We start from the raw sequence: 22,451 nt of genomic DNA on the forward strand, positions 1-22,451 counted from the left end.
AACCAAGGTCAGAAGAAGCGTGGATCATGGCGGCGGACTGGATAGTGAATTCGACTTGCTCATTGCGCCGTTCGTCAGGGCGTGAGCGAATTGTCTGACTACATATGGCGGTTTGCAACATTTAGTTACACGTCGAAATCGTTTGCTACACCGAAACTGACTGGCGCAATCGTTGGCGAAGAAAGGAATTTCTTCCGCTTTCAACTTCGTTCGTAAAATTGGACTACTAGTAACACTCGCTCGAGCCTTGGCTTTATTGCTCATAGGCATGGCACTTGCACGCTCCTTCCTGCGATGCGTTATACGCGAACGGTCGGGACATTCGGTAACTTCTACCCGATAGGGAGTTACCCGACTGATGCAAGAAAACGACAGAGTTACCTCCGCCGGTCGAGTTAGACCCCGGGCCGCTGACTTAGACCCCGGACCGTTCGCTGCCCGCATCGTGTAGACTACTGTACAAACATACAGTACGGGGTTGAACATGGGAGCGTTGGCCCTCGAAGACATTCATTCATCGATTTGGCGCGGCTCGCAACTGGCTTCTGCTCGCGTGAACGTCGTGCCGTGTGGGTCTGAGACGCTTGCCGCGGAGCTGCCGGGCGGCGGTTGGCCCAAGGGTGCCCTGACCGAACTGTTGGTGCAGCAACCCGGTGTCGGCGAAATGCGATTGCTGTTGCCGGCGCTCAAGGCCGTCGCGCAACGACGCATCGCTTTGCTGCAGCCGCCTCACCGGTTCCAGCCCGAAGCGGCGGCGTACTGGGGGCTGCCTGAGACGTCGATCAACGTCGTGCGCGCTCATAAGACCGCCGATGCGCTGTGGGCAGGAGAACAGATCCTTCGCGCGGGGACGTTCGGCGCGCTGATCTTCTGGCAGACGCATGTGCGACCGGAAGCGCTACGCCGCCTGCACCTCGCCGCGCAAACCAGTGAATCGCTGTTCTTCATGGTTCGGCCGCTGGCTGCGGCGAGCGACACCTCGCCTGCCCCGCTGCGCCTCGCCGTTCGCCCTGCGCGCGACAGCGTCTCGCTGCAGTTTGTGAAGCGGCGCGGTCCGGCACGTGATGAGCCGCTTGTCGTTGAACTGACCCATTCGCCCATCCTATTGAATCGCCATGCAAGTGTGGATCGGCGTGTATCTGCCGCACCTCAGCCGAGAAGTCTTCCAGCCGAACTGGTCGTCCACGAGTGAGACCGGCTCGGGGTTGGTCGTGCTCGACCACGAACGTGTCGTCGCGCTGGATCAAGCGGCGCACGAGGCGGGAGTTCGCATCGGCATGCGCAAAGGCGGCGTAATCACGCTCGCGCCCGACGCGCGCATTCACGACAAGGACAAACTCAAAGAGCAGCAGGCGGTCGCGGATGTCGCCACGGCCCTCATGCAGTTCAGCCCTCAGGTCGCGATCGCCGAGGAGCAGACGGCGTTGGTCGACGTGTCGGCGAGCTTGCGCCTTTTCGGTGGCGTGCGTGCGTTGCGACGTGCGATTCGCGCCTCGCTCGCGGCCTTCGGCTTCACGATCCGGATGAGCGTCGCGCCCACCGGCCAAAGCGCGTGGCTAATGGCGCGGTATCGCGGCGGCCACCGTCTCTCCATCCGCTCGCTGACGCGTCAATTGCCGCGCTTGCCAGCCCTGTTGGTGCTCGAAGCCCGGCGATACGCCGACTGGTTCGACGGTCTGGGATGCACGAGCGTCGCGGACCTGCGGCGCTTGCCACGCGCCGGTCTGAAGAAGCGCTGCGGCACCGCACTGCTGGATACGCTTGATCGAGCCGTCGGCGAAGCACCCGAACTCTACGAATGGGTGCAGACGCCCCCGTCGTTCAACGCACGTATCGAATTGCCGGATCGCGTCGAACATGCTGAGGCCGTGCTCTTCGTAGCTCGACGGCTGATCGTGCAATTGACCGGTTGGCTCGCTAGCAAGCAATTGGCACTTACGCGCTTCTCGATCGAACTCGAACATGAACGCGGGCGCGCGGCGTTGCCGCCAACGACGATTGAGGTGGCGCTCGCCGAGCCGACGTGGCATGAGGAACACCTGACGCGCTTGCTCAAAGAACGGCTTGGACGCGTCGAGTTGGCGGCCGCGGTCATCGCTGTGCGACTTGAAGTGAATGACGTTGAAGCCGCCGAGCCGCCGTCCGACACGCTATTCCCCGAGCCGGGCGGCAGCGCGGCCGACCACAACCGGCTGATGGAGTTGCTCGTCGCGCGTCTTGGCCATGAGAACGTCTTGCGCGCTGCGCCCGTGGCCGATCATCGGACCGAGATCGTCGCGAACTGGGTGCCGGTGACGAGCGACGTCAAAGGCTGTCCGCTGCCCGGCGATCAGCCGCGCCCTTCATGGCTGCTCGAGACGCCCATCCAGTTGATGACGCGCCAGCACCGGCCGTTCTACGGCAGCCCGCTGCGTACCGTATCGCCCGGTGAGCGGGTCGAAGCGGGATGGTGGGGCGGCGAACTCGTCACGCGCGATTACTTTGTCGCGGAAGCCGACGACCACACCTGCTACTGGATCTACCGCGAGCGCGTCGGCAGCCGCGCGGAAGAAGACCCTCGATGGTTCCTGCACGGTCTGTTCGGGTGACGCGATGGACGTGTACACCTCCATGCTGCCCGGCTATGCCGAGTTGCAGTGCTTCTCCAACTTCACGTTCCTGCGTGGCGCCTCGCACTCGGAAGAACTGATTCTGCGCGCCGAGCAGCTTGGCTATCTCGCGATCGCGATCACTGACGAGTGCTCGCTTGCCGGCATCGTCCGCGCGCATGTTGCCGCCAAGGAAGCAAATATCCGGCTCATCGTCGGCGCGCACTTTCAGTTGGTGAACGCGGACGGCACGCCTGCCCTCGCCTTCACGGCGCTTGCCATGAACCGCAATGGCTACGGGAACCTGTCGGAACTCATCACGCTTGCGCGCACGCGCACGTCGAAGGGCACCTACCTGCTGACGCCGAACGATCTCGCGCGGCCCGAAGCGCCGTATGAGCACCTGAAAGGCCTGCCCGACTGCCTCGTCATCCTCTCGCCGGAATACCCGGCAAAGGAGGAGCGACTAGATGCGCAGATGGAGTGGCTTGCGCGCACATTTGAGGGCCGCTGCTGGGCGGCGTTGACCTTGCACGCTCGCGCGATGGACGACATTCACCGCGGCATCGTCGAGTACGTCGCCGACCAGCATGACGTACCGGTGGTCGCCACGGGCGGCGTTACCATGCACGTGCGCTCGCGCAAGCCGTTGCAGGACACGCTCACGGCCGTGCGCCTGAACCGGTCGATTGCCGAGTGCGGCTTTGAACTAGCGCAGAACGCTGAGCAGCATTTACGCGCGCGATTGCGGCTCGCGAACCTCTATCCCGAGCGGGCGTTGGCCGAGACGCTGACGATTGCCAATCGCTGCGCCTTTTCGTTGGATGAACTGCGCTACGAATACCCCGACGAACTGATCCCGGAAGGCACGACACCGACCGCTTATCTGCGGCAGGAAACGTACATTGGCGCGCATCGCCGCTTCCCCCGAGGCGTCCCGCACAAGGTGCAGACGCAGATTGAGCACGAACTGGCGCTCATCGCAGAGCTTCGATATGAGCCGTACTTCCTGACCGTGTACGACCTTGTGCGCTTCGCCCGCAACGAGGGAATCCTCTGCCAGGGACGCGGATCAGCGGCCAACTCTGCGGTCTGCTACTGCCTGGGCGTGACCGAAGTCGACCCCGCACGCAGCTCGATGCTGTTCGAGCGCTTCATCTCCAAGGAACGCGGCGAGCCGCCCGATATCGACGTGGACTTCGAGCACCAGCGGCGTGAAGAGGTGATCCAGTACATCTACCGCAAGTACACGCGCACGCGGGCGGCGCTTGCGGCCGCCGTCACGACCTACCGTCCCAAGTCTGCATTGCGGGATTCGGGCAAGGCGTTGGGCGTTGATCCGATCATCGTCGACAAGGTCGCCAAGTCGCATCACTGGTTCGATTCCAGCGCGGACCTGCTCAATCGCTTCGTCGAGTCCGGACTCGACGCCTCGACGCCGATCATTCAGCAGTGGGCGAGCCTCGCGTCGCAATTGCTCAACTTCCCGCGTCACCTATCGCAGCACACGGGCGGCTTCGCCATTGCGCGCGGCAAGCTCTCGCGGCTCGTTCCCATCGAAAACGCCGCGATGGTCGATCGCAGCGTGATTCAGTGGGATAAGGACGACCTCGAAGCGCTTGGGCTTCTCAAGATCGACGTGCTCGCGCTCGGCATGCTGTCGGCAATCCGGCGCACGCTCGACCTGATTTCAAAGCAACGCGGCGAGCCATTCGAATTGCAGGACATTCCAGCAGAAGACGCGAAGACGTACGAGATGATCTGCCGCGCCGATACCATCGGCGTCTTTCAGATTGAGTCGCGTGCGCAGATGAGCATGTTGCCGCGCCTGCAGCCCCGACAGTTCTATGACCTCGTGATCGAGGTGGCGATCGTGCGACCGGGCCCGGTTCAAGGGGGGATGGTGCATCCGTACCTGCGCCGGCGGCAAGGACTGGAGGCCGTGTCATTCCCCTCGCCTGAGATGGAGACAGCGCTCGCTCGCACGCTCGGCGTGCCGATCTTTCAGGAACAGGTGATGCAGGTTGCGATGCTTGCCGCAGGCTTCACTGCCGGCGAAGCCGATCAGCTACGTCGCGCAATGGCCGCATGGAAGCGAAAAGGTGGACTGCAGCACTATTACGACCGCATCGTGAACGGCATGCTCGATCGTGGCTACGACCGCGAGTTCGCTGAATCGATTTTCGCGCAGATCCAGGGCTTCGGCGAATATGGCTTTCCGGAGAGCCACGCAGCGAGCTTCGCCCTGCTCGTCTATGCAAGCTGCTGGCTGAAGTGCCATGAACCGGCCGCATTTCTCTGCGCCATGCTCAACAGCCAGCCGATGGGTTTTTACTCGCCCTCGCAGCTGGTGCAAGACGCGAAGCGTCACAAGGTGCGCGTGCTGCCGATCGACGTCACCATCAGCAACTGGGATTCGTTTCTAGAAGGCGACGGCTCAATGGCGCCGGTGCGTCTGGGCATGTCGCTCATTCGCGGCATGCGGGACGATTCCGCTGCTCGCATTGAGGCTGCGCGAGCCGTACGTCCTTTCGAGTCGCTCAACGATCTTGCAAACCGAGCGCGCCTCGACCGCCGCGACCTGCAGTTGCTTGCGGACGCGAACGCCCTCTCCGCGCTATCTGGCAATCGGCGCGAAGCGCTCTGGCAGGCGGTGGCAGCCGTTCCCGACAAGGACCTCTTACGCGCGACAACGCGCGAGGAAGAACTGCCGGTCCTCGCGGCGCCGAACGAGGCGCAAGAGATCGTCAGCGACTATCGCTCGACGGGCCTTACCCTGAACAGACATCCGCTGGCGCTGCTGCGCGAACGACTCAGCGAGAGGAAGATCTTCGCGGCCTCGAAACTCGCGACCTATCCCAATGGTCGTCTTGCGAAGGCGTGCGGCATCGTCACCGTGCGTCAGCGGCCGGGGACAGCGAACGGAGTCTTATTCATCACGCTAGAAGACGAGACCGGCCAGATCAACGTGATCGTCTGGCCGTCGTTGGTCGAGAAGTTCAGGAAGGAAGCACTGGGAGCCTCGCTACTCGGCGTCTACGGAGTCTGGCAAAAGGAAGGCGAGGTAAAGCACCTTGTCGCAAATCGACTCGTCGACATGACCGCGCTCCTTGGCAACCTGGCCACGTCGAGCCGCAACTTTCACTAAACGGGCGACGGTTCACAGCAGGGATCATTCAACTACTGTGCTCCCAGATTTACAGACGACACTATGGGCATGCGCTACAGATGCCCCGTTGCGGCACTCCGTGACGACACCGCGCACTGGAGTCGCCGACAGAATCCCCGACAGTCGATTTTCGCTCACAGTCCTGGATAGGCCGCGACGACGTCGCGCACCGCATTAATCCGTGCAATGGCCCTCTGGTCAGCTTCCTTCACGGTCCACAACGTTGACTGCGTAAAAGTGTTGAAACGCGTTTGGCTACCATTCACTATATCGGACAAGGTGGTAGTCGAGACGAGCACGCCGTCGCACTTGCCGTCTAAAACGAAGCGCTGCAGGACCCTCTGGTGACGCTCAATGAAACTCATATTAAGTCGATCCAGGAAGCCTTCCGCTGTCACCGCGCTCTCGCTTTGCAGCAAGACGTCTTCCGGAATCAAATCGTCAATGTTGAGAGCGACTAACCCGCCCCCTTGATAGGTCGCGAGCTGCTTTGCGCCTTTGCGCATCTGCGCTTCGACGCCTTTCTCCGAATATATTTTCTTGCAGGCGATCGGATAATCTCCGAAGCCAAAGTTCGCGACGATGTCGGGGGGGGTCCAATAGTCTTGCTTGCACGCCCAAACGTCGAAGGAACGCGAGCAGGTTCAGTTCCCACAACGCATCCTTGCCTTGCGACGGCGGCCGCTTTGAAAGATCCATGTCGTTACCCGCGATGCGCCTGAGCGCTTCGTGGATTTCCGCCTCATCTTGAAGCAATAAAATTGCCTCAACGATGCGATTTGCGTGCGCAGTGTTCACCAGCCTCCGAATATCACCTGAGCTGACGCCGGCAGCCCAATCGCGCGCCAGCGATTCCGCATCGACAAACAAAACATTGAGCGCGCTGTCCCTGTGCAGGGAAATTCTTCGCCCAGCCAAGTATGCCTTGCAGGCCTGAACTCTAGCGGCAACGTCCGCATAAGTTGACTTTCGGTACGAGGGATCAGGCGGGTTAAAAGATAAATTGTCCATCGGGGCTTCTGTTGGTCTCGAACTCGCCATTGCGGGGCCGAAGGTTAAACCGTTGAGCGGCGGGTGCTCGGTGACTTTTACTGTCCGGACGGTTAGCGCAGCGTAGGTTTGCGGAAGCAGCGCGGCGAACGCTTCACTCAACGAGTACGCGACCTCGGCCACATCGCGTTCACGAACGATTACCCTCAATCCAGCGGTAAGTTCGGCTTCAAGTTCACGATCGTTGATTCGGAGTTCGATAGTAGCCATCGTCTCATCTCCTAATGCGTGCGTCGTTTCCTCACTCGTGGTCCCGAAGATCCGACAAGGATTCTTCGAGCACGTCCGCCGCATCGAGATGGAGCTGCACAACGGCCTCGATTAGCGGCTCGCCGTTGGGCATCTTGCGTGACTCAGCAGAATCGCGCAAAACGTTGATCGCTGCCCGCAGAGCAAGCGCTGGAGTCAAATTGGACATGGTTCGTTTTCCGTGTTCAATCGCTCAGCCAGTTCTCAAGCTTGACGCCCGGGTAACTGGCAAAGTCTTTTGTGTTGTTCGTGACCAGGGCAACGTCGAGCGCAACTGCATGTGCGGCGATCAGCTTATCTAGGTGGTCCTTCTTGCGCTCCCGAGTAGCCTCACGAATCGGGCCGTAGGCCACCGCCGCCGCAGCATCGAACGGAGCCACCGGAATGTCCTCGATCAACGTGGCGAGGGTGCGCCGCTCTTTCGCCGGATTTGCACAAACGGCGACACCGTATTCCAACTCTGCATACGTGATAGCTGACATGACCACGTCACCGACAAAGCACTCCGCGAAGCGTTTCGCCACCTGCTCGGGCTGGTTCTTCATCAGGTAGATGCACATATTGGTGTCGAGCATGAAGCGCGGCATTACAGGCCCTCGCGTTCTGCTTGTTCCTGGTCGCCTCGTCCCTCGGCCATAAAGTCGGGGCTGAATTTGGCGAATTTCTTCAATACACCGGCAAGCGGTCGGCGCGCCGGTCGGATGCGGATTTCATCGCCCACGCGTTCGATCTCAAGCTCAAGGTCGCTGCGCTCATAGGCGAGGTCAGCAGGAATGCGGACGGCCTGGGAATTGCCGTTCCTGAAAACTCGCGTCGTTTGCATTTCGCTCCTCGTCGCGTGTGTACAATGGATGTACTATAAGCGATCGACACTCAAATGTAAATACGCGTGTGTACGCGACTAGCCGGGCCGGACCAATGAGGCGCAGGCGTTTGCGACTATTCGCTCGACGGGCCTCAGACTGGCATCCTCTTGCGTTGCTGCGTGAACGGCTCAACGAGAAGAAGATCTTCGCGGCGTCGAAGCTCGCCTCCTATCCGAACGGTCGGCTTGCCAAAGGCATGCTCCGCTTCGTCGAACCCGGATCCCGGCGGCCAAAGCATCGTCACGATGAACCGCGCTAGGGTTCCGCGTAGTTTCGTCTCCGCTCGCGCGGAATCCCTTTCCGCCTCCTGCGCCAGCTCAAGAACGACGAGGATGCCGTCGGTAAGGGCCGTGAGCGTGTGCAGGGGGTTCGCCGCCGTCGCCGGTCCGAAGGAACTTGGCGTGTCGGCGAGACCGGGGACAACGGGCTCGAGGTCGCTCGGAGAAAGGCAGTCGCCCTCTTTCAGCGCGAACAGCGACTCGGGGAGGATCATCGGGTCAGCCGCCTGCACGGTGAACAGGACCGGACTGTCCGCTATTTTCATGACGCGCCGCTTGTGGCGCGCGTAGGCTTCCACTGCGCCAAGTCGGAGATACGTCGACCGTCGATGCGAGAAAGCCATAGAGTCGGATGCGCGGACCTCGGCGCGAAAAGTAGACGCGTCCAATTTTACCCACGCGAAGCTATGTCGATGGTTTCCGAACTCGTCGCAGAACTTTTAAGCCAACTTGGCTTTCTTAACTGCGTCGAGGCCGTCGGTAGCGTCGAACAGGGATCCGGAAATCTCCGCGATCAGTCTCGCCTGGCACTGCGGCGTAAGGCGCTCGCGGCGGCCAAACTGTTCCACTGCCGCCCGCAGGCTTTCGGCCGCGGTCCCACCGTCTATGGGATCGATCTTTCCGGCGTGAAAAACGGTGGCGATGCCATGACTGCGCAGAATGCGCGCAAAGTCTCCCAACTGTGAAGGGAGGTGCGACGCTGACTGCCAGGTCGCAAGCTCTTTCTCAAGACGCTCGATCTTCTCGGCCATCGCTTTGATTGACGCGGATTCGGCTAGGGCGCTCATATTCGTGTTGTTTGTGGATCATCAGCGGCGTCTATCTGGCAGCGGATCAAGTTGTTATCTTCGTTCAGGCTTTCCGGCTCTAAGTGCTGCGGCGCTCACGTATCCGATGCGTCACTTGCCATGCCAGAAACACGGCGGGTGCGGAGAAGAGAAGGATTTGCCCGATCAGAGAGGGGCCACATCATCCGAGCTATGACAGCCCCGCAAATAAGCAGCGCGACGAATGCCGTCATAAAAACCTCCGTCTGCATTTTTCCTCCGGGTTTCCCGTTGTTCGATCTTTTTCGGTCAGTTCAAGGCCGAGCCTTGTCCCGGCGCTCTCATCAGTACACGAACCGCTCTTAACGATGAGGCCGACAGCAGCAACAAGGACAAACCAAACGCCAGCATCGACCATGAAAAGACGGACCGCGAGGTTGCCGCCGAGTCAAGCATGCCTTGCGCCTCCAGCTTCCGTTCCCGGACATTTTCTACAGACGCCTTCGCCTCAGCGCTATCACCATGCATTACCTGATTAGTCGTTACTGCAATGAGCGTCGCCGCCAGCGTCGCATTCGAATTCGCAGAGAACGACGTTAAGGCCGTCGCTGCGCTAATACCGGTCGCGCCGACAGCCACCATCAACGCGATTGCGACAACTTTGTTTCCAACCATTTTCATCTACCTCACCAGTTTTTTGCTTTCACTCGGGGCCTGAACCGCGACTTCGACGTGCCAACGCCCCGCCAACCCTTCTATCGGTCGCTTGACGCCGGCCTTTAGCGGTTCTGCTCCGTTCAGCGGCCGCGCTCAACCTTGCGAACGATACATCGCCGGCCATCGTCAGTTACGGGCGAAAGGCGCTCGAAAAATCGTAGCTTTCGCCCGCTCAGGAACCGGCGTTCTGTTCACCATGCTCATGCTGATCCGGGCTGGCATACCGAATTCGCAATAGTCCGCAGCGCGACCCTGCGGTGGGCGGGACTCCACCGCCTTGACAAGCGGCTATCCGGACACCACTGGTTTGTCAAAGATCCGCGCGCTTGCGACCGGATCGGTGAAGAGAAGAAGCGATCAGAGCGCCGTGGAGGCGTCCACGAACTTAACGAGGCTCGATTTGAAAAGATTTTGTTATGTATTGCCGTCCGTCCGCGTCACTGCGTTGACCGCGCTGACCATCGCCGTACTCGCCTCGTGCGGCGGCGGTTCCTCCGACTCGAACAGCACGAGCAACCAAGCCGGCAGTGGTTCCACAAACGCGGGCGATCAGGCTGGCTCTCCGGCCGCGTCGCAGAAGGTGACGCTGCTCCCGCCCGCATCTGTGCTGCAGAATGTCTCGCCCACGGGGGACCCGATAGCGGACAGCATCGCGTTTATCAGCGCGGTACGCCACAACGTCGGTCTCAACCAACTCACCGTTGACCAGAAGCTGGTTACGTCGTCGCTGAACCACGCCAACTACTTGGTACTGAACCAGGCTACCGGGCATAACGAAACGCAAGGACTTCCAGGCTACACGGGGCAGTCGCCGTTTACTCGCTCAGATGCCGTGTTCGGTGAAGTTACGACAGCCGGAGACATTCGGGCTTTTTCGACATCGTTGACCGGCGTCACATCGCTATTCGACGCACCGTTCCACCGTTTTTTGATGCTTGAGGGCTATACATCGCTCGGTGTTGGCGCGTCGACCAGTGCAACGTGGGAAGCGGTCAACATTGACTTCGGCGGATATTCATCGGTCGTTGGCGATACGCAACTCGTCGCGTATCCGTACTCCAGTCAAACGGGTGTGCCGGTTAGGTGGTTCGCAGCCGAAAACCCGAATCCGTTTGCCAGTCAGCCGCAGTACCAGAACACCTACGTAGGCTATCCGGTGACGATTCGGGCGAAGCTAACGGGGCACCTGACCTCGGTAAGCATCAAAATCACTGGTAGCGGCGGCAACGACGTCCCGTGTTTCCAACCTACGCCGGACGGCAACACAGAGATAACGAACGGTGCCATGTGCGTCCCATACACCGCACTCAAGGGCAGCACAGCGTACTCGGTTCATGTGACCGGCGTGCTCAAAGCGCTGCATGGCGACACGCATCCTATCGACGTCACCTGGTCATTCACAACGGAAGCCGATGCGTCGGCCAAAGTCATGGGCAACGAGAAGCAGTTCCACGTCGTGCCTGAATGACGCGAAAAAGCAGGCCGCAACGGCAACCGAACTGAGTTGATCCCAAGAAAGAGCGGAGGCACCACCTCCGCTTTTTTGTCTGGGCCAGGAGGAGTGCTCTCCGCGGCTTTCCCTAAGGATTGAGACGTCACCTCCTTGACTTTGAGCGTGGCTCTCTAGCCTTGTTCATGACGCGACCGTTTCGCGTCGCTATCGTTACCCTAAGAGACGGATTCAAAAAGACTGCTCCGTCCGTCTGAAGATGTTCCAGCAGACGAGGGAGCAACCGAGTTTGAGAAATGCTTCGTGAATGTCGGCGCGATGTTCGAAGCGAATACGAAGACGACGGAAGTTGTGAAGCCACGCATGAGTACGTTCGACAACCCATCGGAATTTGCCCAGACCACTCCCGTGCTCTGTCCGGCGCTTGGCAATCACCGGGTTGATGCCGCGCTTGCGAAGCTTCTGGCGATGTGTCTCGGAGTCATAGCCACGGTCTGCGTAGATGACTTTGGGCTTCTGAAGAGGTCGGCCACGTACGCCGCGTATCGGTGGAATGGCGTCAACGAGTGGCAGCAATTGGGTGACGTCGTTGCGATTCGCGCCTGTCAGGATCGCGCTGACCGGAACGCCGTTGGCGTCTACCAGGATGTGGTGCTTGGAACCTGGTCGCGCGCGATCCGTGGGGTTCGGGCCAGTTTTTCGCCCGCCCCAACGGCTCGCACAGATGAAGAGTCGACGGCTGCTCGCGAGAAGTCCAATTCGCCTGCCTCGCGTAACTTCGCCAGCAGTAGTTCGTGCAATCGCTTCCACACACCCGCCTTCTGCCAGTCGCGCAACCGTCGCCAGCAGGTTGAACCCGAGCCAAATCCTAATTTTGTCGACAGGTCGCGCCAGCGAATACCGGTCTTGAGCACGAACAGGATGCCGTTCAGCGCAGCCCTGTTCGCAACCGGCAACCGTCCCGGATACTTCTTGCGCCGTGGTTTTGGCATCGGCAGCAATGGCTCGATCAGTGCCCACAGTTCGTCCTCAACAATCGGCGCGCCCATCCTTGGCTCCAGTTGTTCAGATGGCCAAAGGTTAACAGCTTGCCGAAAAGGTTAACAGCCCCCAGCGGTGTCTTTTTGATTCCGTCTCTAAGCGAGGTCTTACATGGAACCAAAGAAGAAAGAGCCCGTCGACGCGATCAAGTCGCTCATCGACGACATTCAAGCTGCATTCACCGCCGCATGGAAAGCGGTCCTCCTTTTAGGCGGTCTGATCCTGGTCGCCTACTGCTATTTCGAGAGCATCGTGCCCGAGGGCCTGTCGCTCGGCGATGCATTCTTCCTCGCGTCCGCCGCGTTCTCATTCACCTGCATCGCGCTGGTCGGCGTCGGCTTCGGTGCCTTTTCGACGTTGTGGGCGCTCAAGCTTCTCGTTGTCGCCAACAACTTCCGCCTCCAGCGGCGCGGGGAGCCGCCGGCGGCTTCGCTGCATCGCGCAGTCGATAACGGATCGATGGTTTTTATGTCGTTTCTCGTGGCGCTCCCCCTAGCCTATCTGCTTGTTTTTGTCAGAGACCAGTCCCCCGACGCCCGCATGCACGCGACGCTTATGTTCTTTGCTGCTGTCGGAGCAATCACCGCGATCATCGTGCTGATCGTTCCGGCCAAAGTGCAGCAGCGCGACATTCGTCTCACGGTGATCTTCTTGGCGATGGCCATTTTTGGCGCGCTCGTCGCTACCCGCCCCGCTCTCCTGAATTTGTCGATGGTCAACCTCGGCGTGCGCTCAGCGCCCGGCCAAGTTGTGATCTTTTCGGATGCTGAGCATACGCAGTTGGCTGCAATCGCGACGGCGAGCGGACTGAAGGTGCAGTTCTGCAAGCTTCCGACCACCGATAAGTGGGGTACGCGCGACGCGCGCGCCGTGTGGCATGGGGTCGGCGGAAGCTCGTACATACGGCTCTTCGACGAAACAAATGGGTCGCGCGACGTTCTCGTGCGGGCAAACCGCGCGGATGTGGAAGTGATCCGCGGAGAGCGGACCCGCTTCGACTGCCCTCCGCAGGTGGCCGCTTCTTCGGTCGGCAAGTCGTCATGACCCGCATCTACGCGACGCGGCGAAAGCGATACACCACTGAAGCATTGAAAGGCATGGGGTTCGTCAAGGACGGCGGACTGATGGTGAAGCGCGGGGCGATGCGTCGCGTCCGTGCGCAGGCATCAAGCCTCGACAGAGTGTGGTGGCGCGTCACCCCGCTCGAACGCCGCTGGCGTTAGCCCAGCAGTAAAACGGAAAAGACGCTCAAAAACGCGTGTCTTTCCAAATCTGATACGCGCCTCCGGCCGGTAGCCTTGTCTTCGCTCATGAAAGCGTCTGCGCGGTGACCGCGCAACCGCTGCTGGCTCAATCGGCCGTTGCGCCATAGACAGAAATTCACGACTACAACGAGGAACCATGAAGCTCACAATGATCGGCATCGCCGCCCTGTCCGTTTTCGCGCTGTCCGCTTGCTCACAGATGCAGCCGGGCGCGCAATCCGCCAAGACGGCGGCGACCGGTTCCGCTGCCGGCGAAGCGTCGCAGAACGCCAATGCAGGCCTGCAGCACTGCCCGGCGCCGCTCGGCACCGTAGCCATCGTCGAGGATACGGAAGCCCCGTGGTACGGCCTTCTCACTGGTCAATACCAGCTCGGATCGACGGTGCCTGTCCTGAAACTGCTCGTCCAGCAAAGCAACTGCTTCGTGATCGTCGATCGCGGCCGCGCGCTCGGCACGGCTATGGGCGAGCGCGCCCTGAACGCATCGGGCGAACTGCGCAAGACCTCCAAGATGCACAAAGGCCAGATGGTCGCGGCCGACTACACGATCAGCCCGAGCGTGACGTTCAGCAACCGCGACGCGGGCGGCGGCGCAGCGGGGCTCCTCGCATTCGTGCCCGTGGTAGGCGGTGTGCTCGCCGGTGCCGCTGGCACGATGAAGGCGCAGGAAGCGTCGACCATGCTGACGCTCGTCGACAACCGCTCCAGCGTGCAACTGGCGGCCGCCGAAGGTTCGGCGCGCAACGTCGACTTCGGCATGCTCTCCGGCGTGTTCGCCGGCGGCTTGGGCGGCGCAGGCGCTGCGGGCGGCGGTGCCTACGCACGGACCGCGCAGGGCAAGGTCGTCGTAGCCGCTTTCACCGACTCGCTCAATAACCTCGTTGGCGCAATTCGCCAATACCGCGCGCAGAACGTCAAGGGCGGCCTCGGCAACGGCGGCGCTCTGGTCGTCAACTAATCGAGCCAGGGGCGGGAGGCAGCATGGACTTCCGCTCTGTAAAGGATTCATCCAAGCGGCCGTTATAACGGTCTCGTCGACCATCTAGGAACCCAACATGCGCCTCTTTCTCGCCATCATCATCCCGTGGCTCCAGTTCTTCACGATCGGCCGTCCGATCGCCGGGATCATCTGTCTGCTGTTGCAGCTCTCGATCATTGGGTGGCTGCCGGCCGCTATTTGGTCCGTGTTCGCACTCGGTCAGTACAAGACGGATCGCAAGATCGAGCGCGCGCTCGCCAGCCGCGCCTAGTTCGATAGCCCGGATCACGCCGACGCCGCACCGGTCGGCGCAGACCACGTAACGCTGCATTAGCGAACCGCAACAGCACAACAACGATGAACAGAAAGTTAATTGCCCCCGCCGTCCTCGCGTGTTTCCTCGCGGCCTGCGGCTCCTCGAAGGAAGCCAGCAACTCGAACTTCGAAAAAGCGCTCAACAAGCACTACGCCAAAGAGTGCATTACCGTCGAGCCTGTCACTCTGTCTGGCGATGGCAACAAGTATCCGGTCACAATCGTTTTGCAAACGAAGGATTCGTACGGAGAGGCCAAGGCCGACGCGATGAACGCGCAGACCACCCGCTATTTCGACGGCTTGGTCGATGCGGGAGTGCTGGCTGTGAGCACAGGGACGAAACAGGAGAAGTCGTGGTTGGGCAACAGGGAATTTACTGCACCAACGAAGATTTATTCGCTGACCGGCGCCGGAAAAAAAGCGCTGGTTCAGCCCGATAGCCTCGCGCTGTGCATCGGCCACTATAAGGTGGATGACGTCACCCGGTTCTCCGAGCCAAGCAACGCGCTCGGTCATACCATTTCAGAAGTGGCCTTCACAGTCAGCCCCGTCGATGTACCCGACTGGGCGAAAGATGACAAGCTCACGAAGCTGTACCGGCTGGATCAAAGGCTCTCGGCCCACGCGAAGGCCAATCGCACCATGGTCCTAGCGAGCGACGGCTGGATCGATTCCGCCGATTTCAATAACTAAAGCCGCAGGCCGCCCTTGCCGACGCTGCCCAGGGCGGCCATCGCGCTCGCTCAGGCGACCGGACTTGCCGGCCCTGTCACTCGCCCCAGTCGCCGATGACGATCTCACCTTCCACGTCATTGGCGGCCGCCACCTGTCGGGCAACGAACATCAATTCATCGTCAGTCAAGGTGGAGTGCTCTTGCGTCGTCAGCAACACGCCGACGCCGTTCGAGCCCGCTTCCGGCCGAATGTATGCCGCTCGATAGGTAGCCATCGCGTTTGCTCCAAATATCCGCACTCGGCAACCCGGCCCGCTCAACCGCCGTCATCCGCAAGCAGGGACGCTTGAGCCAAATCAAGGTTAGGCGTTGCCTTTGGCTTGGCGGTCCGCGGAGGCAGTGGAAATGGCTCCGCGTGCATCGCCTCAGCCGGATAAAGCTGCAGGAACGAGCGCGCCGCGTCCGTGCTCTTGCACGAAAGCCAGTCCTCGTATTCCGTCGGCGGGACGATGACGACCGACCTTTTCTCCGCTCCGGGTCTGTGGAAACGCTTCATCAGCGGGTGATCGTCGGCGTTGACCGTCAACATCGTCATCGACAGGCTTGTTGAGCCGTCCGCGGGATCTTTCCATGCGCGCCATAGCCCTGCTATAGCAAGCGGAGCGCCATCGGCCATCCCGATGCGCCAGCGCACTGCCTTGCCGGTCTCGTAATCCGGCTCGTAGAACCTCCGACACGGAATCAAAGCGAGTTGCAGCTTGCTCCACGCAGTGCGAAAACTGGTCTTCTGCCCGACCGACTCGGACCGGGCGTTCATCGTATCGAACGCTTTGACGCCCTGCGGGATGAACTTGCGCGGGACCATGCCGAACGTCGCGGCGTCAGTCAAATACTCACCGTCGACCCGGCGGAAGATCGGCGCGGCATAGTCCTTGTAGATTTCCGGCTTGTAGTCGAAGTTCGGCACCGGGAACAGACTAAAGACGTCGAAGGCGTCTTTCGGATTAGACTCGTAGCTCGTGCACACTGGTTTTGCCCTCCGTTGCCGAAAATATACACGGAGGCGGATCGGCGCCCGCCTTCCCCGTTGTCACAACCTGGCATAAAGGCGTGGCACCCGTTTTGCGCAAAACGCCCGTTGGCCTTGCCGCGTGACTGGGATGCGCCGCCAAGAGCGGCATCGACTGTGGCCGGCCAGATAACCTACGCGAGAGGTTTCCTATGGCTGCCCGCTCGATCGCTTCAATGACGCTGAGTTTCGGTCTCGTCTCCGTGCCGGTGAAGGTCTACACGGCCACCGAGAGCAAGTCTGGCGTTGGCTTCAACCTGATGCACAAAGAGTGCGGCACCCGGCTCAAGCAGCAGTATGTCTGCCCCCACGACGGAAAAGTCGTCGAACGCGCCGACATGGTCAAGGGCTACGAGTTCGAGAAAGAGAAGTACGTGATCTTCGAGAAATCGGAACTGGAGGCGCTGGAAGCGAGCGCGAGCCACACGATCGACATTGTCTCGTTTGTGCCGACCGAGGCGATCGACCCGATCTACCTCGACAAGCCCTACTACCTCGCCCCGGACAAGCGCGGCGGCAAACCGTACCGGCTGCTGCAGGAAGCGATGAGGGACAGCGGCACGTGCGCCGTCGCCCGTTGGACGTGGAAAGGCAAGCAGCACATGGTGCAGGTACGCGCCGGCAACAACGGCCTGATTCTCCAGACGCTGCTCTACGCCGACGAGGTACGTTCGCAGGCAGATATCGGCATTGAAGAAACCGAGATCCAGCCCACGGAATTGCAGCTCGCCGAACAACTGATCGAGCAATATCGCGTCGAGAGCTACGACGCCGCCGCGTACAAGGACGAGGAGAAGGAACGCATCCTCGCTGAGATCGACAAGAAGATCGCGGGCAACAAGATCACCGCCGCGCCCGCCGTCGAACACCCCGGCGCGCAAGTCATCGACCTCGTGGAGGCACTGCGTGCGAGCTTGAAGAAGAAGCCGTCTGCCGAACAACCAGCCGCACCGCGGGCGGCACGCAAGAGCGCGCGCACCGCCGCGCCAGCGGAAGACGCGGTCGAAGCCGCGCCGGCGCCCAAGCGCCGTGCCGTGCGGCGTGCGGCCACTGAGGACCAACCGGCACCGGCGCGCAAGACTGGCACGAAACGGTGATATGCAAGACGACGGGTACAGCCTCCGCGATGTGCAACGCATGCTCGGTGTGTCGCGCAGCGTCGTTGAACGGTTGATCGCGGCGGGTTTTGTATTACCGCTAAGCGGCGAAAAACGCGAGCGGCGCTTCACCTTCCAGGACATCGTCATGCTCAGGACCGCGCATGCGCTCCGCGTGGCGGGTGTCTCCCCAATGAAAATCGTCCGCGCACTCGATCACCTCCAGAAGAGCTGGGGGCGTGAAGGATCGCTCACTGGCGTGCGCATTGCTGCTATCGGCGATCGCGTCGCCGTGCGGGACGAGGCAAGCCGCCAGTGGGATGCGGAGACCGGCCAACTGCTTCTGGATTTCGAGCCGGGACACGCAACCGGAAACGTCTCCTCCCTGCAAGCGCCGCGCGAGCAGCGGGCACGCGAAGAAGCCGTTGATCTGTTCCGGCAGGCGCGGGCCCTGGAGGACGATGACCTCGACGCCGCAGAAGCGGCCTATCGGAAAGCGCTAGAACGCGCGCCCGACTATACCGACGCATCGCTGAACCTCGGCGGCATCCTGATGGACAGCGAGCGGTTCGACGAGGCGATAGCGGTGTACCAAGACGCGCTGCGATACCGGACGAACGACCCGGTGCTGCTTTTCAACATTGGGGTGGCGCTCGAAGATTCCGGCCGGTTCCGTGAGGCACTGCAGTTCTATGAGCGTTGCATTGAACAGGACACGGACTTCGCGGATGCCCATTTCAACGCCGCGCGCATCCATGAAGAACTGGGCGAAGCGACTCTCGCGATTCGCCACTTCAACCAGTTCCGCAGACTGCAGAAGCTCTAGGAGACGCTGATGACGATCGAAGCCGTTTGGTTCCTGATCGTTGGGGCGTTGATGGTGCTGATGGCGCTCGGCCGCAAACTGGTTGAGCGGCTGCCGATGACCGGCGCAATGGTGTACCTCATCGTCGGCTTCCTCCTCGGTCCGGCGTGTGCCGGACTGTTGACGATCGACGTCGAGCGCGACGTGCGCCTGCTTCGTACGCTTACCGAAGCGGGACTTGTGGTGTCTTTATTCGCCATCGGGATGTACCTGCGCGTCGAGCTCTCCAGGCCGCTTTGGCGCCTGACTTTACGCCTCGCCGGGCCGGCCATGCTCATTACCATCGCGGTCATGTTCGCCGCCGCGCGGTGGGGTCTCGGGCTCGCCGCAGGCCCGGCGTTGCTGCTGGCGTCCGCGCTCGCGCTCACGGACCCAGTTTTGGCCAACGAATTGCGGGTCGAAGAAGCGGGCGACGATGAACCGCTGCGCTTCGCCCTATCATCGGAGGGCGGACTCAACGACGGTGCGGCCTCTCCGATGGTCTACATTGCTCTCGCACTCTGCGGAGTCAGCAGTCTAGGTAGCCAGAATCCGTGGACGTTCGCCCTTGCGATCGCGTGGGGAGTGGCCAGCGCACTCTTTTTCGGCTGGGCGTTGGGCACCGGTGTGGTCGTGCTGGTGACGAAATTGCGCACGAAGTACGACCATGCGCTGGGGCTCGAAGGCTTTCTTGCACTTGGGCTTGTTGCCTTAGCCTACGGTGCGACCCTGATCGTCGACGGCTACGCTTTCATCGCAGTCTTCGCCGCCGGCGTCGCGCTGCGGCGGCAGGAAATGAAGGCCACGGGTGACAAACCGCCAAGCGAGGTGTTGAAATCAGTCGAGCGCGGCGAGCGGGAGGAAGCCGCCAAAGATCCGGAACTGGCTCATGCGTATATCGCGGAGAACATGATGGGCTTCTCGGTCGAGATCGAACGTTTCGTCGAACTGGGCCTGATGGTCATCATCGGCAGCGTCGTCTCTGCGCACTGGCGGGAGCTAATTCATTGGTCCGTTGTCTGGCCGGTGCTTTTCCTGTTTATTGTGGCCCGGCCGCTCGGCAGCACCCTCTCTCTGATCGGCTCGTCAATGGACCGCCATCAGCGGCTTCTGTCTGGATGGTTGGGCCTGCGTGGCGTCGGCGCGTTCTACTACCTGCTTTTCTCCCTCGAACAGGCCGGCCACGACCGCGTTGGGCCGCTCCTGCCAATCCTGCTCGCGGCCATCGTCCTGTCGGTGTTCGTGCACGGCGCCAGTGCCACGCCCCTGCTCAATCGCTATCTCAGCCGAAAGTAATCGGGGCGGAACAATCTTTGCTCGTTCCACGCTATAAACAAAAGCGCGGAGGAACTCATGGCAGAACAGCACAAGCCCGGCGAGAAAGTTCAGACCTCGGGCATCCGTGCGGCTAGGCCGCCTCAGCAAAGAGACTCAATTGTATGCGGTCATGGCCTAACAGCCTGTCATGTTCCACGTCACTGATAGCGTTGGAGACAAGGTGAGAGTCCAACTCAGCAGGCGTGAGATTCAAGCGCTGCGCGAGCCGCGTGAAATACTGCCCGCGCTTGGCCATGTCCTGATACCGCTGCGCCATGCCGGTCGGCAACTTCACGATGCCTTCGTTCAGCCAGAAATGTGCTGATTCGATTGCGTCACGATGCTGCGTGTCCAACATGAAAGCAGTGTCATACGTGCACGTCACGAACGCACAGGCGGCTTCCGCGTCCACCTCAAACTGCGAGGCTTCTTCGAAATACACCGTCTGCTCGCCACCGGTCGTCCTCGCATACCGCCCTGGCCGACCCGGATGCCGGTACGGATTCCACTGCTCTGCATCGAACGAGCGCAACCCGACCGACGGTGCTTCCCGGTCGTACTGCCCGACCGGATACCAGCCGTGCAGGACGATGTCGGTCTTCGGCAAGCCGTCGAGCTTCGGAACTGGGTACCTTCTCCCAAGCACGTTCACGTCGTGCCAAACCGTAAGCGCCGGAAACGCATGCGGCGCGTAATGATGCATCGAGAGAAAAAAGTCGATCGCCACCAACTGCTGCGGCGTCACGAACTCGAACTGCGGCTCACACAGCGCCCGGTTTTCTTCCGTATCGGGAATTAAACCAGTCACCAGTGCCCCCGAGTGCGCTTCGGCGCGGTCGCGTTCGGCCGCGTCAATACTGCAGAGCTTTTTCAGAAGATCGACGCGCGTCAGGTAGCTGTACGTGTCTGCCTGGATGCGCGTGTAACCGGCGTCACTCAACGACCGGCCCACCAACTCGCGTCGCGACATGTCCCACTGGATCGCAAGCAGATAGTTGCGGAAGTCGTTCAGCGGTCGAAGATGCCCGTATTGCTCATCCTCGATCATGGCCTCCAGCGACTTGTCGCGATCACCGGCGACGCAACAGAAGGAGCACCCAAAACGCGAGCCGCACGCGGCGCGAGCACCCGATTCGCCTACCACGACACCGCACGTTCCACCGTTTCCTGCCCGGTAGATCTCGGACAGGCGGTGAATAGTGCTCGGTGCCAACGGCGAGGGAAACGTCATGCCTTCGTCCGCGGCCAGCAGCGCGAGCATCGTCCACACATCATCGGACGTCCATTCGCTCAACGGGCTGAGGGTCAGCGCCCCGGTTCTGCTTCGGACCGCAACCTCGGGGCTGTCGCGTCGCTCGGTCATTGCTACCGCCCGCGAGGTGCTTTCGTCCCTGCGCAGCCCCAGCACCGTTATAACTTCGCGGGCACCGTCATCTGCCGCCCGACGTTCAAGCAGTGTTCGAAGCCGACCTCCCGGGCGTACCTTCCACTCGTCCGCGCACGCCCTGGTCCGTCTACCGTCACGCACGCCATTCTCAGGTGTGCGTACCAACGTGCCGCGTCCGATCGTGGAGACGACGAACTGGCTTGCCAACGACGGCGTCGTGACGTGAACCTGTACGGGCAACACCGACGCTTCGATAAACAACTGCAGCTCGTCCAACACTGAGTGCAAGAAGTTTGCGATTGTCGGATTCTCGATCGTCGTGTCCGCCGACTGAACATGGTGGGTGATCGTCGTGCCGCCGGCACGGCGAATCGCCTCAAGCATCAACACCAGAGTACACGTGCTGTCCTTGCCGCCTGAATAAGCGCAGCTCAGGCTATGCCCAAGTTCGATGTATCGCTGCATGACGCCGATCGCAGCTTCCATCTTCGAAACAATTTCCTGTTCCATCTTTCTCGCTCCAATAATATAGGAGCGACCCATTCGGGATTCGCTCCCGAATGGGTTAATGGTTCAAATCAAATCGACAGGCGGCCGTCGCTCGTTGCGCCTCTTCTAGACCGTCGTGCGCTGCGGCAAACATGTCTGCTTGCCGTGTTGCTCGATCCAGCCGAGGAAGCGTCTTCGCGTACCGGCTCACGCTAGTACCGTCGAAGCTGTCGGCACCGGCGGCCGCGCAGATGCGGATGCGCCGCGCCGAGTTCACGCGACCAACGTGCAAGTAGCAGTGACGCCGCCGCGCGAGGGACCCCCACACGTGCGCCGTCTGCTCTTTCCACTCTGTCGAACCGCCAATGAAGATGCCGACAGCAGGCGACAGAAGCGAAGCGAGGTCGTCGACCTGCATACCGTTCTGAACTGCGATCAGCATCCGGCACGGCATCCCGCGAAGTCGTTCCAGCCACTTCAACGAGTAGTCGAGCGAGGCCATCCCGCCCATGACGATGTGCGGAAGGACAAGCCAATCGGCGCGTTCGCCGAGCCTTTCGACAGCGACGGAAAACGCGTGCTCATCGAAGGGCTGAGCTTGCTGGTAGGCGGTCCAAGCGCCGTTATCCAACGCATAGCGATGGAAGCCCTCGGTACGCAACTCGCCCTTGGCCGAGACCAACAAGCGCCAGTCGGCGCCCTTCAGTGCGGCCAAGTTGCGGCGGGTGCCCGTGCGGCTCGCGTAACCCACGATCGGCCGGCGGTGCATGGCGATCCGCTCTTCGATTTCCGGGTCATCGTCAGCAGATCCGTCGACCCGTAATACTCGGCGTACGACAT

At 61.0% G+C, this 22,451-nt stretch carries 25 protein-coding genes; 12 read left to right on the forward strand and 13 right to left on the reverse strand.

What is annotated here, in order from left to right; translation table 11 throughout:
* Positions 1–484 precede the first annotated feature (484 nt).
* The 3 genes from imuA to PQR08_RS24840 are packed head-to-tail and all read left to right on the forward strand — an operon-like array spanning position 485 to position 5,736.
* The gene (imuA, locus tag PQR08_RS24830; RefSeq protein ID WP_408162590.1) at positions 485–1,192 is read left to right on the forward strand and encodes a translesion DNA synthesis-associated protein ImuA; all 708 of its coding nucleotides are present in this window, start codon (positions 485–487) and stop codon (positions 1,190–1,192) included.
* Positions 1,116–2,588 carry a Y-family DNA polymerase gene (locus tag PQR08_RS24835; RefSeq protein ID WP_408162592.1) on the forward strand — a complete coding sequence of 491 codons (1,473 nt, stop codon included), beginning with the start codon at positions 1,116–1,118 and terminating at the stop codon, positions 2,586–2,588. The genes imuA and PQR08_RS24835 overlap by 77 nt, the downstream gene beginning before the upstream one ends.
* 4 nt (positions 2,589–2,592) lie before the next feature.
* The gene (locus PQR08_RS24840; protein WP_408162594.1) at positions 2,593–5,736 is read left to right on the forward strand and encodes an error-prone DNA polymerase; all 3,144 of its coding nucleotides are present in this window, start codon (positions 2,593–2,595) and stop codon (positions 5,734–5,736) included.
* 155 nt (positions 5,737–5,891) lie between these two features.
* Here PQR08_RS24840 and PQR08_RS24845 read toward each other — a convergent pair whose 3' ends face one another.
* The 8 genes from PQR08_RS24845 to PQR08_RS24880 form a co-directional block, all read right to left on the reverse strand.
* The gene (locus tag PQR08_RS24845; protein ID WP_408162595.1) at positions 5,892–6,176 is read right to left on the reverse strand and encodes a hypothetical protein; all 285 of its coding nucleotides are present in this window, start codon (positions 6,174–6,176) and stop codon (positions 5,892–5,894) included.
* 22 nt (positions 6,177–6,198) lie between these two features.
* Positions 6,199–7,017 (reverse strand): hypothetical protein, encoded by an 819-nt coding sequence (locus tag PQR08_RS24850; protein ID WP_408162597.1) that lies wholly within the window; start codon positions 7,015–7,017, stop codon positions 6,199–6,201.
* Between the two features lie 31 nt (positions 7,018–7,048).
* On the reverse strand, positions 7,049–7,225 hold the full coding sequence (locus PQR08_RS24855; protein ID WP_408162599.1) for a hypothetical protein: 177 nt from the start codon (positions 7,223–7,225) through the stop codon (positions 7,049–7,051).
* Between the two features lie 16 nt (positions 7,226–7,241).
* Positions 7,242–7,643: a type II toxin-antitoxin system VapC family toxin gene (locus PQR08_RS24860; RefSeq protein WP_239295523.1), complete on the reverse strand. Its 402-nt coding sequence runs from the start codon at positions 7,641–7,643 to the stop codon at positions 7,242–7,244.
* Complete coding sequence (vapB, locus tag PQR08_RS24865) at positions 7,643–7,879, reverse strand: type II toxin-antitoxin system VapB family antitoxin (RefSeq protein WP_239295524.1); 237 nt, start codon at positions 7,877–7,879, stop codon at positions 7,643–7,645. Before vapB ends, PQR08_RS24860 begins: the two co-directional genes overlap by 1 nt.
* A gap of 134 nt (positions 7,880–8,013) precedes the next feature.
* The gene (locus tag PQR08_RS24870) at positions 8,014–8,466 is read right to left on the reverse strand and encodes a hypothetical protein (RefSeq protein WP_408162601.1); all 453 of its coding nucleotides are present in this window, start codon (positions 8,464–8,466) and stop codon (positions 8,014–8,016) included.
* Between the two features lie 174 nt (positions 8,467–8,640).
* Positions 8,641–8,952 carry a hypothetical protein gene (locus PQR08_RS24875; protein WP_408162603.1) on the reverse strand — a complete coding sequence of 104 codons (312 nt, stop codon included), beginning with the start codon at positions 8,950–8,952 and terminating at the stop codon, positions 8,641–8,643.
* A gap of 324 nt (positions 8,953–9,276) precedes the next feature.
* Entirely contained in the window at positions 9,277–9,648 is a 372-nt protein-coding gene (locus PQR08_RS24880; protein WP_408162605.1) for a hypothetical protein, read from the reverse strand.
* A 313-nt stretch (positions 9,649–9,961) separates the two neighbouring features.
* On the opposite strand from PQR08_RS24880, the gene PQR08_RS24885 reads away from it, so the two are divergent.
* Positions 9,962–11,152: a CAP domain-containing protein gene (locus PQR08_RS24885; protein WP_408162607.1), complete on the forward strand. Its 1,191-nt coding sequence runs from the start codon at positions 9,962–9,964 to the stop codon at positions 11,150–11,152.
* Positions 11,153–11,365: 213 nt separating this feature from the next.
* Here PQR08_RS24885 and PQR08_RS24890 read toward each other — a convergent pair.
* Positions 11,366–12,183, reverse strand: a protein-coding gene (locus PQR08_RS24890) for an IS5 family transposase (RefSeq protein ID WP_408162609.1) whose coding sequence is annotated in 2 segments (ribosomal slippage) — positions 11,366–11,835 and positions 11,835–12,183 — 819 coding nt in all. Because the reading frame shifts where the segments join, the coding sequence is not laid out codon by codon here.
* Between the two features lie 103 nt (positions 12,184–12,286).
* Here PQR08_RS24890 and PQR08_RS24895 point away from each other — a divergent pair.
* The 5 genes from PQR08_RS24895 (at position 12,287) to PQR08_RS24915 (ending at position 15,427) form a co-directional block, all read left to right on the forward strand.
* Positions 12,287–13,219 carry a hypothetical protein gene (locus tag PQR08_RS24895; protein WP_408162611.1) on the forward strand — a complete coding sequence of 311 codons (933 nt, stop codon included), beginning with the start codon at positions 12,287–12,289 and terminating at the stop codon, positions 13,217–13,219.
* On the forward strand, positions 13,216–13,398 hold the full coding sequence (locus PQR08_RS24900) for a hypothetical protein (RefSeq protein ID WP_408162613.1): 183 nt from the start codon (positions 13,216–13,218) through the stop codon (positions 13,396–13,398). The genes PQR08_RS24895 and PQR08_RS24900 overlap by 4 nt, the downstream gene beginning before the upstream one ends.
* A gap of 190 nt (positions 13,399–13,588) precedes the next feature.
* Entirely contained in the window at positions 13,589–14,398 is an 810-nt protein-coding gene (locus PQR08_RS24905; RefSeq protein WP_408162615.1) for a CsgG/HfaB family protein, read from the forward strand.
* A gap of 97 nt (positions 14,399–14,495) precedes the next feature.
* Positions 14,496–14,690, forward strand: coding sequence for a YqaE/Pmp3 family membrane protein (locus PQR08_RS24910; protein ID WP_244818592.1), 195 nt, complete (start codon positions 14,496–14,498; stop codon positions 14,688–14,690).
* A gap of 86 nt (positions 14,691–14,776) precedes the next feature.
* Positions 14,777–15,427 carry an SEN1982 family lipoprotein gene (locus tag PQR08_RS24915; RefSeq protein ID WP_408162617.1) on the forward strand — a complete coding sequence of 217 codons (651 nt, stop codon included), beginning with the start codon at positions 14,777–14,779 and terminating at the stop codon, positions 15,425–15,427.
* A gap of 76 nt (positions 15,428–15,503) precedes the next feature.
* Here the strand turns inward: PQR08_RS24915 and PQR08_RS24920 are convergent, their stop codons facing one another.
* Positions 15,504–15,683 carry a hypothetical protein gene (locus PQR08_RS24920; RefSeq protein ID WP_250482421.1) on the reverse strand — a complete coding sequence of 60 codons (180 nt, stop codon included), beginning with the start codon at positions 15,681–15,683 and terminating at the stop codon, positions 15,504–15,506.
* Positions 15,684–15,724: 41 nt separating this feature from the next.
* Complete coding sequence (locus PQR08_RS24925) at positions 15,725–16,435, reverse strand: SOS response-associated peptidase (RefSeq protein ID WP_408162619.1); 711 nt, start codon at positions 16,433–16,435, stop codon at positions 15,725–15,727.
* A gap of 194 nt (positions 16,436–16,629) precedes the next feature.
* Between PQR08_RS24925 and ku the strand changes: the two genes are divergently transcribed.
* The 3 genes from ku to PQR08_RS24940 are packed head-to-tail and all read left to right on the forward strand — an operon-like array spanning position 16,630 to position 19,714.
* Positions 16,630–17,574, forward strand: coding sequence for a non-homologous end joining protein Ku (gene ku / locus PQR08_RS24930; RefSeq protein ID WP_408162621.1), 945 nt, complete (start codon positions 16,630–16,632; stop codon positions 17,572–17,574).
* A gap of 1 nt (position 17,575) precedes the next feature.
* Positions 17,576–18,400, forward strand: coding sequence for a tetratricopeptide repeat protein (locus PQR08_RS24935; protein WP_408162623.1), 825 nt, complete (start codon positions 17,576–17,578; stop codon positions 18,398–18,400).
* 9 nt (positions 18,401–18,409) lie between these two features.
* A complete protein-coding gene (locus PQR08_RS24940; RefSeq protein WP_408162625.1) occupies positions 18,410–19,714 on the forward strand; it encodes a cation:proton antiporter in 1,305 nt (434 codons plus the stop codon).
* Positions 19,715–19,826: 112 nt separating this feature from the next.
* On the opposite strand, the gene PQR08_RS24945 is transcribed toward PQR08_RS24940, so the two are convergent.
* Entirely contained in the window at positions 19,827–21,632 is a 1,806-nt protein-coding gene (locus tag PQR08_RS24945) for a phosphoadenosine phosphosulfate reductase domain-containing protein (protein ID WP_408162627.1), read from the reverse strand.
* A gap of 55 nt (positions 21,633–21,687) precedes the next feature.
* Entirely contained in the window at positions 21,688–22,380 is a 693-nt protein-coding gene (locus PQR08_RS24950; RefSeq protein ID WP_408162628.1) for a hypothetical protein, read from the reverse strand.
* Between the last annotated feature and the right edge of the window lie 71 nt (positions 22,381–22,451).

The sequence above is a fragment of the Caballeronia jiangsuensis genome (genome assembly GCF_046030135.1).
Lineage (GTDB): Bacteria > Pseudomonadota > Gammaproteobacteria > Burkholderiales > Burkholderiaceae > Caballeronia > Caballeronia jiangsuensis.